This is a genomic window from Streptomyces venezuelae (assembly GCF_008642295.1).
Taxonomy (GTDB): Bacteria; Actinomycetota; Actinomycetes; order Streptomycetales; family Streptomycetaceae; genus Streptomyces; species Streptomyces venezuelae_C.
The window spans coordinates 637,625-652,686 of sequence record NZ_CP029190.1; the positions used below are offsets into that span (position 1 = coordinate 637,625).

At 72.6% G+C, this 15,062-nt stretch carries 18 protein-coding genes and 2 riboswitches; of the genes, 10 read left to right on the plus strand and 8 right to left on the minus strand.

Features of this window, described 5'->3' with window-relative positions:
* Positions 1-12 precede the first annotated feature (12 nt).
* Positions 13-1,341 (minus strand): AI-2E family transporter, encoded by a 1,329-nt coding sequence (locus DEJ50_RS02875; protein WP_150205826.1) that lies wholly within the window; start codon positions 1,339-1,341, stop codon positions 13-15.
* 176 nt (positions 1,342-1,517) lie between these two features.
* Between DEJ50_RS02875 and DEJ50_RS02880 the strand changes: the two genes are divergently transcribed.
* Positions 1,518-1,910, plus strand: coding sequence for a hypothetical protein (locus DEJ50_RS02880; RefSeq protein WP_150205827.1), 393 nt, complete (start codon positions 1,518-1,520; stop codon positions 1,908-1,910).
* A gap of 68 nt (positions 1,911-1,978) precedes the next feature.
* On the opposite strand, the gene DEJ50_RS02885 is transcribed toward DEJ50_RS02880, so the two are convergent.
* The 4 genes from DEJ50_RS02885 to DEJ50_RS02900 form a co-directional block, all read right to left on the minus strand.
* Positions 1,979-2,347 carry a PRC-barrel domain-containing protein gene (locus DEJ50_RS02885; RefSeq protein WP_150205828.1) on the minus strand — a complete coding sequence of 123 codons (369 nt, stop codon included), beginning with the start codon at positions 2,345-2,347 and terminating at the stop codon, positions 1,979-1,981.
* A gap of 90 nt (positions 2,348-2,437) precedes the next feature.
* Positions 2,438-2,995 (minus strand): DUF2231 domain-containing protein, encoded by a 558-nt coding sequence (locus DEJ50_RS02890; RefSeq protein ID WP_150205829.1) that lies wholly within the window; start codon positions 2,993-2,995, stop codon positions 2,438-2,440.
* A gap of 93 nt (positions 2,996-3,088) precedes the next feature.
* On the minus strand, positions 3,089-4,471 hold the full coding sequence (locus DEJ50_RS02895) for a mycothione reductase (RefSeq protein WP_150205830.1): 1,383 nt from the start codon (positions 4,469-4,471) through the stop codon (positions 3,089-3,091).
* A gap of 62 nt (positions 4,472-4,533) precedes the next feature.
* On the minus strand, positions 4,534-4,881 hold the full coding sequence (locus DEJ50_RS02900) for an STAS domain-containing protein (protein WP_150205831.1): 348 nt from the start codon (positions 4,879-4,881) through the stop codon (positions 4,534-4,536).
* A 124-nt stretch (positions 4,882-5,005) separates the two neighbouring features.
* Here DEJ50_RS02900 and DEJ50_RS02905 point away from each other — a divergent pair, with 124 nt between their 5' ends.
* The 5 genes from DEJ50_RS02905 (at position 5,006) to DEJ50_RS02925 (ending at position 8,643) form a co-directional block, all read left to right on the plus strand.
* The gene (locus DEJ50_RS02905) at positions 5,006-5,932 is read left to right on the plus strand and encodes a SigB/SigF/SigG family RNA polymerase sigma factor (RefSeq protein WP_150205832.1); all 927 of its coding nucleotides are present in this window, start codon (positions 5,006-5,008) and stop codon (positions 5,930-5,932) included.
* A 9-nt stretch (positions 5,933-5,941) separates the two neighbouring features.
* The gene (locus tag DEJ50_RS02910) at positions 5,942-6,337 is read left to right on the plus strand and encodes a lipid asymmetry maintenance protein MlaB (RefSeq protein WP_150205833.1); all 396 of its coding nucleotides are present in this window, start codon (positions 5,942-5,944) and stop codon (positions 6,335-6,337) included.
* On the plus strand, positions 6,334-7,293 hold the full coding sequence (locus tag DEJ50_RS02915) for a sensor histidine kinase (protein WP_150205834.1): 960 nt from the start codon (positions 6,334-6,336) through the stop codon (positions 7,291-7,293). The genes DEJ50_RS02910 and DEJ50_RS02915 overlap by 4 nt, the downstream gene beginning before the upstream one ends.
* Before the next feature lie 52 nt (positions 7,294-7,345).
* Complete coding sequence (locus tag DEJ50_RS02920) at positions 7,346-7,810, plus strand: ATP-binding protein (RefSeq protein WP_190344237.1); 465 nt, start codon at positions 7,346-7,348, stop codon at positions 7,808-7,810.
* Positions 7,811-7,887: 77 nt separating this feature from the next.
* Entirely contained in the window at positions 7,888-8,643 is a 756-nt protein-coding gene (locus DEJ50_RS02925; protein WP_150205835.1) for a DUF72 domain-containing protein, read from the plus strand.
* Here the strand turns inward: DEJ50_RS02925 and DEJ50_RS02930 are convergent.
* Complete coding sequence (locus DEJ50_RS02930) at positions 8,633-9,040, minus strand: RidA family protein (RefSeq protein ID WP_150205836.1); 408 nt, start codon at positions 9,038-9,040, stop codon at positions 8,633-8,635. The genes DEJ50_RS02925 and DEJ50_RS02930 overlap by 11 nt on opposite strands.
* A gap of 97 nt (positions 9,041-9,137) precedes the next feature.
* Here DEJ50_RS02930 and DEJ50_RS02935 point away from each other — a divergent pair, with 97 nt between their 5' ends.
* On the plus strand, positions 9,138-9,518 hold the full coding sequence (locus DEJ50_RS02935; protein WP_150205837.1) for a winged helix-turn-helix transcriptional regulator: 381 nt from the start codon (positions 9,138-9,140) through the stop codon (positions 9,516-9,518).
* 33 nt (positions 9,519-9,551) lie between these two features.
* Here DEJ50_RS02935 and DEJ50_RS02940 read toward each other — a convergent pair whose 3' ends face one another.
* The gene (locus DEJ50_RS02940) at positions 9,552-10,400 is read right to left on the minus strand and encodes an NAD(P)H-binding protein (protein ID WP_150205838.1); all 849 of its coding nucleotides are present in this window, start codon (positions 10,398-10,400) and stop codon (positions 9,552-9,554) included.
* A 98-nt stretch (positions 10,401-10,498) separates the two neighbouring features.
* Here DEJ50_RS02940 and DEJ50_RS02945 point away from each other — a divergent pair, with 98 nt between their 5' ends.
* The 3 genes from DEJ50_RS02945 to DEJ50_RS02955 are packed head-to-tail and all read left to right on the plus strand — an operon-like array spanning position 10,499 to position 12,991.
* On the plus strand, positions 10,499-11,107 hold the full coding sequence (locus tag DEJ50_RS02945) for a TetR/AcrR family transcriptional regulator (RefSeq protein ID WP_150205839.1): 609 nt from the start codon (positions 10,499-10,501) through the stop codon (positions 11,105-11,107).
* Between the two features lie 4 nt (positions 11,108-11,111).
* Positions 11,112-11,861, plus strand: coding sequence for a response regulator transcription factor (locus DEJ50_RS02950; protein ID WP_150205840.1), 750 nt, complete (start codon positions 11,112-11,114; stop codon positions 11,859-11,861).
* Positions 11,862-11,866: 5 nt separating this feature from the next.
* Positions 11,867-12,991, plus strand: coding sequence for a sensor histidine kinase (locus tag DEJ50_RS02955; RefSeq protein WP_150211853.1), 1,125 nt, complete (start codon positions 11,867-11,869; stop codon positions 12,989-12,991).
* Between the two features lie 73 nt (positions 12,992-13,064).
* Here the strand turns inward: DEJ50_RS02955 and DEJ50_RS02960 are convergent, their stop codons facing one another.
* Positions 13,065-14,477, minus strand: a complete 1,413-nt coding sequence (locus DEJ50_RS02960) for a prenyltransferase/squalene oxidase repeat-containing protein (RefSeq protein ID WP_150205841.1) — start codon at positions 14,475-14,477, stop codon at positions 13,065-13,067.
* A gap of 135 nt (positions 14,478-14,612) precedes the next feature.
* Positions 14,613-14,751, minus strand: a riboswitch (cobalamin riboswitch).
* Between the two features lie 74 nt (positions 14,752-14,825).
* A riboswitch (cobalamin riboswitch) is annotated at positions 14,826-14,963 on the plus strand.
* The last annotated feature ends 99 nt before the right edge of the window (positions 14,964-15,062 follow it).

A 15,062-nucleotide genomic window follows, 5' to 3' on the forward strand; every position in this document is an offset into this window, starting at 1 on the left:
GGACGCACCCACTCACCGGTCCGTGCCGTCCTCCTCGGGCGGCGGGGGAACCGGCGGCGGAGGCGGAACAGGAGCCGGCGGAGGCCGCAGCGGAGCCGGGGATGGCGCGGCGGGGACGCTCCCGGTGGGGTGGGCGCGGAGGTACGCAACCACGGTGTTGGCCACGGCGACGAGCGGGACCGCCACGACGGCCCCGCCGATCCCCGCAATGGTGCCGCCGGTGGCCACGGCCAGCACGACGGCGAGCGGGTGGACCCGCACGGCCCGGCCCAGGATGAACGGCTGGAGTACGTGCCCTTCGATCTGCTGCACCACAAGGACGACCACCAGGGCCATCAGCGCGGTGAAGACCCCCTCGGTGACCAGCGCGACGACGACCGCAAGGGCTCCGGAGACGACCGCACCGACCAGGGGGACGAAGGAGGCCAGGAAGATCACCACAGCGATGGGGACGGCGAGCGGTACACCCAGGAAGTAGATGCCGACGCCGATGAAGACCGCGTCGATCAGCGCGACGATCATCGTGCCGCGCACATAGGCGGTGAGCGTCCGCCAGGCGCGCGGGCCGGCGCCGCCGACCCCGGGACGGGCCGCTGCGGGGACCAGTTTGAGGGTCCACTGCCAGATGCGCCGGCCGTCGTAGAGGAGGAAGAGGGTGGCGAACATGGCCAGCAGCAGCCCGGTGATCACTTCCACCAGCACGGTCACGCCCTGCAGGCCGGTGGAGGTGATCTCGCTCGTGCTGGCGCCGATGGTGTCGGTCAGGCTGTCGGCAATGTCGTTGATCTGTTTCTCGGTGACATGGAGCGGGCTGTCGATCAGCCATTGCTTGAGTTCGTCGATGCCTTCCTGGACCCGTTCGGAAAGATTCCCGAGGTTGTCGAGAACCTGCCAGACCACAAACCATCCGACCAGTCCGAGCAGCACGAATCCGCAGGTCGCAGTGAGGGCGGTGGCCGCGCCCCGGGACAGTCCGCCGCGGTGCAGCCGGGCGACCGTCGGCTGGAGCAGTGCGGTGACCAGGAGCGCGACCACAAAGGCGAGCACCACCAGCCGGACCGACCCGATGACCCGCATCAGCACCCAGACGGTGGCGGCGAGCACCACGAACCGCCAGCCGGCCTCCGCCGCCACCCGCACCCCCCAGGGCACGGCAGTGGCGGCGTCCCGCGCTCCGGGACGGTCACCGCCGCGCGCCTCCGCGGGCAGCGGCCCCGCAGCCGCCGTCCCGGCGTCCTCGGACTCCTCCGCATCCCGCTGGGCCCGGAGCCGCGCCCGGCGCTCGCCGAACCCCGCGACACCCTTCTTCACGCGGCCCAGCCACCCACCCAGACCAGCCACTTGTCCTCCGAGTCATTCCGTACGAGGACTTCCAGGCTGACCTGCACAACCGACGCCGCGCGCGGCTCTTGGGCCAGGTGGCGCAGCGGTGGCCCACGGCACGCTGACACCGCCCGACGCGCCTACGCTGAGGACGGGGGGCATTCCCCGTCCAGGAAAGGCAGGCAGGCCACACCATGGCCAAGCACCCGAAGTCATCGCAGCCCCCGCACGGCGAAGGTCCCAGCCGGCACAAGGGCACCAAACAGCACGGCTGGTCCCCCGACGTCGACGAGACCCGTCAGCAGGACAATCCGAGCGCGCACCGCTCCTTCCACCCCGACCAGTACGCCCCGGAAAGGGGCCCCGGCCGCAAGGTCGCCAAGGAGGAAGCCGGAGAGCCGCACGGCAAGCCCGTGAAGAGCACGGGCCGCAGGGGCGAGGACCAGAGCAAGGCCGGCGGTGACGAGCAGGGCATGCACGACACGGGCCCCAAGGGCCGCTCCCGTAGGCCCAGCGGAACCAGGGACGCCTCCGCCTCCACCGGCGTCGACCCCCAGGACCCGCCCGGCACCCGCAGCGCCGGCTGAACGCCGGCGGCAGCGCGGCAGGGCCCCGAACCCGTCGGGTTCGGGGCCCTGCGTCCGCGTCGCAGGTGTCACACGGGCCGGCCGCCGAACGGCATGTCAGGGCCGTAGTACCTGCCCAGCTGATGACGGTAGTCGGCATCGCCGAGGTGCTTGTCGCGGTGGAACTCGGGAGCGTTCTTGATCTGCTCCTTGGTCCGGTCGACGAAGACCTTCTCGTGCTCCGGGTCGATCCGGATCACCATGCTCGCCGGGAGGAGGACCTCCTTGCCGAAGATCCACACTCCGGTGTCCACGACCAGGTAGGCGTCATCGACCTGGTCGGAGTGCTTGTCCACCTTGCCGATGCTGCCGTCGATGGCCTCGACCTTGTATCCGATGAGGTCGGTACCGGCCAGGTGGCCCGAGGTCGACGTGTAATTCCACACTTCCTCAGTCACGCGAGAACAACTCCTCAGGTAGCGAGGACGGCGGCGGGCTGCCTGCCGTCCCCACCCCGCCTGCCCCGCCCCCGGCCCGTCATTCACGACTCACGTCGTCGGGGTTTCCGGAGGCGAAGCGGTCGTCCGGTACGCCACATGCCCGCCCAGTGCACCCGCCATGGCGACCGCGGCCAGCCCGCCCAGCGCCCAGAGCCTGCCCTTCGCCGTACGACCGCGGAGCCGCGCCGTCAGGGATCCCGCGTAGCAGGCGACCGAGGTCACGCTCGCGAGCGCGTGCGCCAGTCCGACCCGCGCCTGCCCGGGCGGCAGCTCCGCCCAGTCGGCCCAGCCGGCGACCGCTGCCGGAGCCACCCCGGCCAGTCCGACGGCCGTGAGCGTCGTCGCCGCCCGCCGCGCCCCCGGTACGGCGACGTCCACGACGGCGGCCGACAGCCAGCAGCCGACCGGTACCTGCACCAGGACGGGATGCAGCGGATGGCCCAACGGCCCGCCCCGCAGCAGGTCGCGCACCCCGCCCAGGGGCAGCGAGCGGATTCCCCGCTGAAGCACCCGGATGGCCGGATCCACGGCCGTGGTCCTCTCCATCCGGTCCAGCGCCGTCAGCCACCGGGACGATGCGGAGGTGTCGAAGTCACGTGTGTTCATGCCCGACGCCTACCCGGCACCGCACCACCACCCCCGCATCCGCCCCCGACTGCGTCCGAACAGCCCCCGGCGGTGGAGGTGGACCGTCGCCGGTCAGCGGCCCGAGGAGCCGAGGTCGAGGTCGAGCAGCGCGTTCGAGACCGCTTCGGTGGGCGCAGGATGGATCCAGTACGGAGTCCGTGCCAGGGCGGCGGCCCCGATCCCCATGCTCATGGCCACCACCAGCGGCTGGATCAGGGTGGCGGCCTGCGGCCCCAGGATGTGGGCGCCCAGCAGCAGGCCGGTGCCGCGGTCCGCGAGCACCTTGCAGAAGCCGGTGGTGTCCTCCAGCGCCCATCCGTACCCGGTGTCCGCGAACCGGCGCACCGCCACCGCGTAGTCGAGCCCCTCCTCCCGGCACTCCCGCTCGGTCCTGCCGACCCGGGCGATCTGAGGGCGGGTGAACACCGCCGCGGGGACCGCCTCGTGGCCGGCCCGGACCGGATCGTCGGCGTGCAGAAGGTTGTGCGCCACCACCTCCGCCTCCCGGTTCGCCACATGCTTGAGCGGGTAGGGCGAGCACACGTCGCCGAGGGCGAAGACCCCGGGAGCGGTGGTCCGCTGGCAGCCGTCCACCACCACCCGCCCGTCGTCGTGCAGGGCGATCCCGGCCCGGCCGGCACGGATGCGGTCGCTGTTGGGGGTGCGGCCCACGGCGACCAGCAGGGTGTCCGCCGCCACGGTGGTGCCCTCGTCGAGTACCAGGCGCAACCGCCCGGGCGTGCCCTCGACGCGGGTCAGCGCCGCTCCCGTGCGCACCTCGTACCGGTCGGCGGCGATCTCCGTGTAGGCGGCGGCGACGTCCTCGTCCTGGTCGGCGAGCAGCGTGTCCTCCTGCTCGATGACCGTGACGCTGCTGCCGGCGGCGTGGAAGACATGTGCGATCTCGGCCGCGATATAGCCGCCGCCCAGGACCGCCAGGCGCCGGGGCGGGCTGTCCAGGCGCATGACCGTGTCGGAGGTCTCGAAGGGGAGTCCGGATTCCGCCACCGGTGCGGGCACGGCGGGGCGGCTGCCGGCGGCGAGGACGACCTGTTCGCCGCGGATCGTCACGGTGCCGTCCCCGGTCTCGACCAGGAGGGTCCGGTCCGCGGTGAAGCGGGCCTGTCCCTTGTAGACGTGGACGTACGGGGATCGGCGCCGGTCCTCCTCGCCCTCGGCGGCCTCCCGGTCCACCCGCCCGAAGACCCGGTCCCGGACGTCGGCCCAGCGCACGCCGTGCAGCGCCGCATCCACACCGAAGCGGCCGGCTTCGCGGACACCTTCGGCGGTGTCCGCCGTGTGCACCAGCATCTTGCTCGGGATGCACCCCCGGTTCAGACAGGTGCCGCCGAAGGGCCCTTCGTCGACGATGGCGACGTCCAGGTGGGAGAACCGCTCGTCGACGACGGCGTTGCCGGAGCCCGCCCCGACGATGACGATGTCATGAGTGCGCATGCCCCGGAAGGTATCCCCGCGTCCCGGGGGTTCCGCCGAGGCATACCGGTCATGAGCACCGGTCATGAGCCTTCGAGGGCGTCTTCGACCGTCGGGTACAGGGAGAGGACGGTATCGGCGCCCGTCAGGGCGAAGACACGGCGCAGCTGGTCCCCGGGGGCGGCGATGCGCAGGGTGGTGAGGTGGTGCAGCCGCAGCAGCAGGTTCAGGAACGACGAGTCGCCGAAGGTGACGGCTCCGGCGTCCAGCACCACCAGCCGGGACCGGTCCGCGGCGGCGTCGAGCGCCGCTTCGAGCGGGGCCAGCGTGTCCTGGTCCAGCTCCCCGCGCGCGGCGACCACCCACCCGGCCCCGGCCGGATAGCTGTCGCCGACCACGCCGTCGTGGTACGCGTCCCTTGCTCCGGTCATGTCCGCCTCCCCGGATCGTCACTTCTTCGCAAGAGTATGCGGCGGGGGCCGAGTAAGACCGCGAAGTCTGGGCAGGTGCGTCCGGGCAGCCGTCATTTCAGTCAACCGGGAGGGAACGGCCACCATGTCGCACTCGGCCACCGCCATCAGCCCCGTTCGTGCCGTGGACGTGCAGAGCACGCCCGCCGTGCCCGCCCAGGCCGTGCCCGGCCAGGCCGTGGCACTGCCGGAGGTGCACAACGCCCGGGAGATGGCGCCCGCCGACGCACGTGAGCTGTCCAGGCTCTTCTTCGAGAGGCTGCGCGTCCTGGAGGAGGGCACGCGCGAGTACCAGTACGCCCGCAACACCCTGATCGAGATGAACCTCTCGCTGGTGCAGTTCGCGGTCCGGCGCTTCCGCTCCCGGGTACCGGCCGGGGGCCTGGAGATGGACGACATCGTCCAGGTGGGAACCATCGGGCTGATCAAGGCCATCGACCGCTACGACCCCGACCGCGAGGTCGAGTTCTCCACCCTCGCGCTGCCGTTCATCACCGGTGAGATCAAACGCCACTTCCGCGACGCCACCTGGGCCGTGCACGTCCCCCGCCGCCTGCAGGAACTGCGTACGGAACTCGCCAAGGCGCAGGAGGCGCTGACGGACGACCTGGGCCGGGCCCCGACGGTCAAGGAGGTCGCCCAGCACCTCGATCTGACGGAGGAGCAGGTCATCGACGGGCTGGTGGCCGCGAACGGCTACAGCAGCAGCTCCCTGGACACCACCGGCGCCGACCATGACGAGCCGCCGGCCGTGACGACCCGGACGACACGGCCACTGGCGGACCGGCTCGGTGACCTCGACCCGGCCATCCAGCTCTTCGAGGAGTTCCACACCCTCGCGCCGCTGCTCGGCCAACTGGGCGAACGGGACCGGCTGATCCTGCAGATGCGCTTCGGCCAGGAGAAGACGCAGGCCGAGATCGGTGCCGAACTCGGCATCTCGCAGATGCAGGTCTCGCGCCTGCTGTCCCGGACCCTGGCCCGGCTGCGGGCCGGCATGCTCCCGGTGTAGGCAGCGGTCATGCCCTCACCATCGCAGCGGCACGAAGGGTCGGGCCCGCGCGTCGGCGCTCCGGCGCCGGCAGCGGCGCCGGAGCCGGAGCCGAAGCCGGCGCTGACCGCGCAGCCCTTGTGCGACCGTCCCGGCGCCCGCCTGAGCGGCAGCTGCGACCTCGACACCCGGCCGATCCTGTGCGCGGCGCTCGGCGCCGTCACCCGGATTCCCGGCCAGGTCGTCCACCTCGACCTCTCCGCCGTGGTCCATGTCGACCCGGCCGCGGTCGCAGCCCTGGTGCAGGCCACCGCCACCGTCACCGGCCAGGGGCGCCGGCTGCTGCTCCACCACCCGCCGTACTCGCTCCGCAGGCTGGTGGAGATGTTTCCGGACGAATGTGCCGCGCTGGAGGTCGCAGCATGATCAACCCGCCCGCGCCCGCCGGCCCGGGGGCCTTCGTCCACCCCGCCCTCTTCTACCGGGGCCAGGAGGAGTACCTGGCGGGCGTGGGAGGGTTCGTACGCACCGCCCTCGCGGCCGGTGAACCCGTGCTCGTGGCCGTGCCGGGCCCGCGGCTGGACGCGCTGCGCGAGAGCCTCGGCGACCTGGCGACGGCGGCCGGGGTCAGCTGGACGGACATGACACGGGCGGGACGCAATCCCGGCCGCATCCTGGCCGCCCTGCAGGATTTCGCCGACCGGCACCCGGACCGGCCGGCCCGGATCGTGGGTGAGCCGATCTGGCCCGGCCGCACCCGGGCCGAGGTGCTGGAGGCCACCCGCCACGAGGCCCTCATCAACACCGCCTTCGCGGGGCGGCGGGCCACGGTCCTGTGCCCGTACGACGAACTGGGCCTGCCGGCCGCGGTGGTGTCCGATGCCCGGCGTACCCATCCCACCGTGCTGGCGAAGGGCACGGACCTGCTGCCCAGCCCGGACTACGCCGACGCCGCGGAGGTCTGCGCCGGCTGCGACCTCCCCCTGCCCGAACCCGCAGGCGGCGCGCCCTGGCGGGCGTACGCCCACGGTGAGCTGGGCGAGGTACGGGCGTACGTCGAGAGCTGGGCCCGTGGCACCGCCCTGAGCCCGGCACGGCGCGGCGATCTCGTCCTCGCGGTCAGCGAGGCCGCCGCCAACTCCCTTTCCCACGGAGGCGGGAAGGGTGCGTTCCGGCTGTGGTGCACCCCCGGTGCCGGGGTCGTGGCCGAGATCCGGGACCGCGGCAGGCTCACCGACCCGCTGGCGGGGCGCCGCCGTCCTTCCCTGGCATCGGTGAACGGTGGGCGCGGGCTGTGGATGATCCATCAGCTGTGCGACCTGGTCGAGGTCCGCGCCTCGGACAGCGGCCTCACCCTGAGGATGCACATGGCAGCCTCCTGAGACCGGCGTTCGCCTACACTGCCAGTGTCAACGGTGGGGGTGAGAGACCACGGTGGAAACCATCGGCCCGAAGACCGGCGGTCCCCTGCGTTCCGGACTTCCCGTTCCGGGGCAGCGCCGCCGGCTCGCCCTGTCCGGCGTCCGCGGCCGGGTGGCCAAGGGACGCGACTTCACGCGGCAGGCCTTGCAGGACTGGGGCTGGGACGCGACCGACACCGCCGAGGACGCTCTGCTCCTGGTGTCCGAGCTGCTGACCAACGCCTCACTGCACGCGGGTGGCTGCACCGAACTCGCGCTCACCGCCGGCGAGGTTCTGCGGATCGAGGTCCACGACGGCTCGACGACGCCGCCCCGCCGGCACCCGTCCCCGCAGCGGGGCACCCCGGGTGGCCACGGCCTGTACATAGTGGAGCGCCTCTCCGATCACTGGGGGACCCACACCCATGAGAACGGCAAGGCCGTCTGGGCGGAGATCGAAGCGGCCCGGCTGACCTCCGGCAGGCCCACCGGCCGCTGACCGGGCCGCCCGCTGTCGGGCAGCGGACAGGAACCGGTGGGTGGTGTGACCGGGCCGCCGGAGGGCAGGTGGACGGTATGGCCGTGTACATCGGCACCTCCGGATGGCAGTACCGGGACTGGTCGGGCATCCTCTACCCGCCGGACCGGCCGCAGCGGCTGTGGCTCGAGGAGTACGCCCGCCACTTCCGCACCGTGGAGGTCAACAACGCCTTCTACCGGCTGCCGTCGCCCGAGACGTTCGCCCAGTGGCGCGAGCGCACTCCGCCCGGCTTCGTCGTGGCCGTCAAGGCGAGCCGTTTCCTGACCCACGTCAAGCGCCTGCGCGAGCCGGCCGAACCGGTTCACCGGCTTATGGCGCACGCCGCGCCGCTCGGCGACCGGCTCGGCCCGGTGCTGCTCCAGCTGCCGCCCACCCTGCGGGCCGACCCGGCCGCACTCGACGCCTGCCTCGGCTGCTTCCCGGCCGGTACCCGCGTCGCCGTCGAGCCACGGCACGAGTCGTGGTGGACGGCGGCCGTCCGCTCGGTCCTGGCCGACCGCGGTGCGGCCCTGTGCTGGGCCGACCGGGGGTCACGGCCCGCGACACCGCTGTGGCGTACCGCCGACTGGGGCTACGTACGCTTCCACGAGGGCCGCGCCCGGCCCGCGCCCCGGTACGGCCGGACCGCCCTGCGGACCTGGGCCGGCCGGATCGCGGACACCTGGCCCGAAGACGCGGACGTCTTCGCCTTCTTCAACAACGACGCGGGCGGAGCGGCCGTGCTGGACGCGCGGGCGTTCGGCGGCCTTGTCATCGGGCCGTCGCCCGGCCGTCGCCCGGCTAGTCGATGACGGCGGTGGCCTCGATCTCGACCAGGTGCTCGGGGATGTCCAGTGCCGCGACGCCCAGCAGCGTGGCCGGCGGGACCGGTGCGACGCCCAGCCTCGCAAACGCCCGGCTGACCCCCTCCATCAGCAGGGGCATCTTGTCGGGGGTCCAGTCGACGACGTAGACGGTCAGTTTCGCCACGTCGTCGAAGGAACCGCCGACCTCGGCCAGGGCGGTCCCGATGTTGACGTAGCACTGTTCGACCTGAGCGGCGAGGTCGCCCTCGCCGACCGTGGTCCCCTCGGCGTCCCAGGCGACCTGCCCGGCGATGAAGACCGTCTTCGATCCGGTCGCGACCGACACCTGCCGGTAGGCGTCGACCTCGGGCAATCCGGTGGGGTTCACCAGGGTGATGGCCATGCTGCCTGCCTCCATTGCTCTCTTGTGGTTACTGGGAAACCGTAGGAGAGTGGTCGCCGACATGGAAGAACGCACTTTTCGGTGACTGGGGAACCTGATGGTGACCAAGCAGTTGACGGGCCTGCCCGACGAGGCGGACGTAAGGCGCGCGGACTCCCTGGGGCGGGAGATCTTCTCGGATGTCGCCAACAAATGGGCGCTCCTGATCATCGAGGCCCTGGGCGAGGAAACCCTCCGCTTCAGCGAGCTGCGAAACGAGATCGAGGGCATCAGCCACAAGATGCTCACCCAGAACCTGCGCATGCTGGAGCGGTACGGCCTGCTCGAGCGGACCGTGCACCCCACAGTCCCGCCACGGGTCGACTACACCCTCACCGAGCCGGGCCGGGCCCTGCGGGTGACCATCGAGGGGCTGTGCGACTGGACCCACCGGTACCTCGGCCACATCGAGGCCGCCCGCCGGCGCTTCGACGCCTGATCAGCCCGGTCGGCCCGGTCAGCCCGGTCAGGGTCACCGACGGCCCCCGACAAGGAGCTCGCGTTCGGCGACCAGCCGGAACGGGTTCGGCGGACGGCCGGTGAGGCGCTCGACGGTATCGGTGGTGCGGTCCTCGGCCCCCTCCGCGATGGCGCGGTCCATACCGGCCAGCATGGTGGCGAACTCCAGCGGTATGGCTGCGGCCAGCCGGTCGCGCATGGCCTCGTACGTCATGGGCCGGTGGACCACATCGCGTCCGGTGACCGCCGCGACGGTCGCGGCGATGTCCTCGTGGCTGAGCGCCTCCGGTCCGGTCAGGACCAGGTCGGCATCGGGCGCCCGGTCGGCGGTCAGGGCGTGGACGGCGACGGCGGCGATGTCCTCGGCATCGACGAATCCGACCCGGCCGTTCCCGGCCGCGGTCCGGATGACGCCGTGGTCGCGGATGCTGTCGGCGTGGGCGTGCGTGCCCGTGAAGTTCTGCATGAACCACGACGGCCGCAGCACCGCCCACTCGTCGAACAGCCCGGGCAGGGCCTGGTGTACGGCCCCCACCGCCGGGCCGCCCCGGGGAATCGCGGAGGAGCCGAGGAGGACGGCGCGCCGTACGCCGGCGGCGCGGGCCTGCCGGAGGAAGGGCACCATGACCGCGGCCGGGTCCGGGTCGCCCACGGGCGGGACGAGGTAGAGGCGGTCGGCTCCGTCGAGGGCCTCGCCGAAGGTGGCGGGGTCGTACCAGTCGAAGCGGACCGGTTCCGCTCCCGGGAGCGGGGTGGCCCGGCGGCCGGCGGCCTTGACGCGGTGGCCGGCGGCGATCAGCTGCGCGGTGGTGCGGCTGCCGGTGGTGCCGGTGGCGCCGATGGCCAGGGTGGTTGCGGGCATGGGGGTTCTCCGTCCGGTACGATACGGACCAGCGGTCCGGTTCTCGCTCGGGAACGATACGGACCGCCGGTCCGCATCGCAACCGGAGGGTCGATCCGATGCCCGAACGCAGTCCACGCAAGGACGCGGCCCGCAACCGGGCAGCCGTCTTCGCCGCCGCCGACGCCCTGTTCGCCGGCTGCCGAAGCCCCGAGGAGGTGACCATGGCCGATATCGCGGCGGCGGCCGGCGTCGGCAAGGGCACACTGTTCCGCGCCTTCGGGGACCGCACCGGGCTGATCGGCGCGCTGTACGAGGCACGGCTCGAACCGGTCAGGAACGCCATCACGGAGGGGCCGCCGCCCCTGGGGCCGGCCACCCCGCCGCTCCAGCGCGTTCCCGCCCTGCTCGACGCGGTGCTGTGCTTCAAACTCGACAACCGCCATCTCGCCCTCGCCCTGGAGGGCACCGGCGCGGACAGCCCCTACCGGACCGCGCACTACGAGCGGTGGCACAGCCTGCTGCGGGACCTGCTGGAGCAGATCCCGGGCCTGGCCGGCGCCGATTTCACCGCCCACGCCCTGCTCGCCGCCACCCGGGCCGACCTGGTCGCGTATCTGGCCGGCGACAAGAGCGCCCCCAGCGAAGAACTCCGCGAAGAACTGCGCGAGCAGCTGGCGGCCTTCACCGCCACGGTGCTCGGCACCCGCGGCGCCGTGCGAGGCTGACGGCATGCATGCTGAGCCACCGCACCGGATTCTCGTCGTCGACGACGACCCCACCGTCACCGAAGTCGTCACCGGCTACCTCCGCAACGCCGGATTCGCGGTCGACACCGCCGCCGACGGACACGAGGCCCTCGTGTGCGCCGCGAACGGCCGGCCCGATCTGCTCGTCCTGGATCTGATGCTCCCCGGAATCGACGGCATCGAGGTGTGCCGCCGCCTGCGCGAGGGGGCAGAGGGTGCAGGGGGTGCAGCGGAGGCCCCCGCCGTCATCATGCTCACGGCCCGCGGGGAGGAAGAGGACCGTGTGCTCGGCCTGGAGGTCGGAGCGGACGACTACGTCACCAAGCCCTTCAGCCCGCGCGAACTCGTACTGAGGGTGCAGGCCGTACTGCGCCGCCGGGCCGCCTCCACGAGCGGGGCCGGGGCCGGGGTCGGCAGCGGGGCCCTGCTGAGCGCCGGGGGCCTGGTGGTCGACACGGCCGCCCGCCGGGCCGTCCGGGGAGGCACCGAACTCTCCCTCACGACCCGCGAGTTCGACCTGCTCGTGTACCTGATGCGCCATCCGGGGCGCGCCGTCAGCAGGGAGCAGCTGCTGCGCGACGTATGGGACTGGGAGTTCGGCGACCTGTCCACCGTGACGGTCCATGCCCGACGGCTTCGGACCAAGATCGAGGAGGATCCGGCGAACCCCACACTGATCCAGACCGTCTGGGGTCTGGGGTACCGCTTCGACTCCTCCGCCGAGAAGGGATGACCATCATGCGGGAGCAGGACCTGGTCCTCATCGCCCTGTACGCCCTGGGGGGCGCGGCGGTGGCCGGTGCGCTGGGGGCCGTGGTGCTCCGAGCCGTGCGGCACCGGTCGGCGGCGGTCTCCCTCGCGGTCGTGGCCGCCGTCTCGGTGACGACGATGCTGGCCGGGACGCTCACCGTCGCCTGGGCGATGTTCCTGTCGCACCACGACCTGGCGGTGGTCACCACGGTCGTCGCCGTGTCCGCCGTGGTCTCCTTCGCGCTGGCGGTCGTACTGGGCCGCTGGGTGGTCGCCCGGAGTGCGGCGCTGACCCTGGCGGCGCGTTCTTTCGGTGACGACGGCTCGTTCGCGGAGCCGGACCTGGCCGGGACCGCGGAACTGGCCGCGTTGAGCCGGGAACTGGCCGCCACCAGTGCCAAGCTGAGCGAGTCACGGGAGCGTGAGCGCGCGCTGGAGACCTCGCGGCGCGAGCTGGTCGCGTGGATCTCGCACGACCTGCGGACTCCGCTGGCCGGAGTGCGGGCGATGGCGGAGGCCCTGGAGGACGGTGTGGCCGCCGACCCCGAGCGGTACTTCCGCCAGATCCGCACGGAGGCGGACCGGCTGAACACCATGGTCGGCGAGCTGTTCGAGCTCTCCCGCATCCATGCCGGAACGCTCTCGCTGTCGCCGGCCCGGATCTCGACGTACGACCTGGTCGGCGAGGCGATGGCCGGTGTCGAGGCGCTCGCGCGGCAGCGTGGCGTCCGGCTCGTCGGCGACCGGGTGGCGCCGCTGCCGGTCGAGGTGGACGGCAGGGAGATGACGCGCGTCCTGTGCAACCTGCTCGGCAACGCGCTCCAGCGGACCCCGGCCGACGGCACGGTCGCCATCGCGGCGGAGTCCCGGGAGGAGGACGGCACGGTGGTGCTGTCGGTGACGGACGGCTGCGGCGGCATCCCCGAGCAGGACCTGCCCCGGGTGTTCGACACCGGCTGGCGCGGCACCGAGGCGCGCACGCCCCCGGGCGGCGCGGGTCTCGGCCTGGCGATCGTCCGGGGCATCGTCGAGGCGCACTCCGGGCGGGCCGGCGTACGCAATGTGGCCGGCGGCTGCTGCTTCGAGGTGACCCTGCCGAAAGCCGCCGTCTAGGCCGCCGTCCAGCACCCAGGCGGTCTCACGCAGGGTGTGCGGCCCCCGGATCGGGGCCGCACACCCGACGGGATCAGGCGCCCCAGCGCAGCGCGATGGTGTCGCCCACGTTGATGACCTTGTCGCGGGCGGCGCCGGCGAAGGCGGAGCCGTCCACGCTGACCTTCCAGGTGTGGGAGCCGCTGTTGGCCTTGCCGTTGACCGCGGTGATGGTGCCGGTGCCCGACGAGGGGGTCACGCTCGTGACGCAGCCCGTGGGGGTGGCCCCGGTCGTCGCCGCGTTCAGGACGTCGCCGAGGGTCGTGGTGGTGCCGGTGGGCGTGAAGGCCACCGAGCACACCTTGAGGCTGCCCGCGCCGTCGTCGACGGTCAGCGCCAGCCTGGTGGCCGTACCCGCGGTGAACGTGGACTGGGCGACCCACTGCGGGGCGCCGGGGGTGACCGGCACCGGCGGTGCCGAGGTGAAGCCGCCGCCGGCGACGGCGCGCAGGGCGTCGATGGAGGCGTACGCGGTCGGCGAGGTGTCGGAGGGCTTGTACTTGAAGCCGCCGGCCGGGTTGTACTGGTTGGCGATCAGGAAGTCGATCGGGGTCTTGCCGTTGGCGGTGAGGAAGTCCCCGGTCTGCGGGTTGATGCCGCAGGCGTTCAGGCCCGCCACGCCCCAGCCGTTGGAGCTGGTGTTGACCCCGTACAGGGAGTTGAAGGCGCCGTTGGGGGAGAGCAGCTTGCTCTTGAGGAAGCTCTTGGCCTGGACCACGTCCGCGTCGGTGTTGGGGACGCCGGAGGCGCAGAGGGCGGCCATCGCGGCGCCGGTCATGTCGACGTCGCTCGCGGAGTTGAGGACGGTGGGGTTGCCCTCGGCCTTCTGGTAGGTCCAGCCGCCGTCGACGTGCTGGTTGGCGCGGATCCGGGTGACCATCGCGTTGGTGAGCGCCTGGGGGACGCGGGCGCCGCCGGCCTGGGTCTTGGCCCCGCCGAGGGCGAGGGCCGCGAAGACGGTGCCGTTGAAGTTGCCGGACGGGCCGAAGTAGCCCGCCTCGGCGGTCTGCCAGTACGAGTAGATGTGGGCGATCAGGTTGCGGGAGGCCGAGACGCGGGCCGGGTCGATGCCGGCGGCGTAGGCGTTGAGGGTGCCGCGCTCGTAGTCGGTGACCACCGGGGCGCCGGAGGGCCAGCCCGCCGTGGACAGCAGGTTGCGGTAGACGGTCCGGGCGTTCTTCGTGGTGTCGCCGCCCGGGGCGACGTCGGCCACGGCGGTGCCGGTGGCGGCGAAGGCGCTGAACGCCCACTCGTTGGACAGGCCGGAGCCGGCGTACGAACCGTCGGCCGCCTGGAGCGACTTGAGGTAGGCGACGCCGTTGGTCTTGGAGGTGGCGATCTGCGCCGGCGAGGAGGTCGCGACGGCGGGCAGCGCGGTGAGGGCGAGGGCACCGAGGGCGGCGGGCACCGCGAGCGCGAGGCGGCGGGAGGTGCGGGGACGGGACATGACCTGCTCCTGGAGTCGGCGGACGCCGGTCGCCCCCGGCAACACCGCAGTTCACCGGGCACAGAGCACAGGAGCACAGGCACGGCAGGGCACGGCAGCGCCGGAGAGCCGTCGTCCGGAACGCGTGGTACGGCTTCGTCTACTGCATCGCCGTATGGGCATTCGGGCTCGGAAACGGCCCCCGCCGTTCCATACCGCTGCGCGTCAGCTCCGGTTTCGCACCGGATTCCCCCATCTGGCAGCCCAGGACGCTACCCGAGTGATCAAGCGACCGCCAGCCATGCCGACGGCACGTGGACACCGGGCCCGCCGGACGCATCCACTGAGACCCACGCCACCTTGACGGGTCGTCCGGATCCGTGTTGCACTCCGGCTGATAACTGCTCAGTACCAGGGGAAGCCGGTCGAAGTCCGGCGCTGACCCGCAACCGTAGGCCCGGTCCGTCCGGGTGAGCCGGAATGCCTGGAGCTGGGACACAGTACGGAGAGCGCCGTCGCGGATTGCGGTGTGGTCGTCGCAGCCTCCCATGGCCACCGGGCCGTGCGGGGGCGCATCGCCACGTATGCAGCCGCCCGGCAGAGACG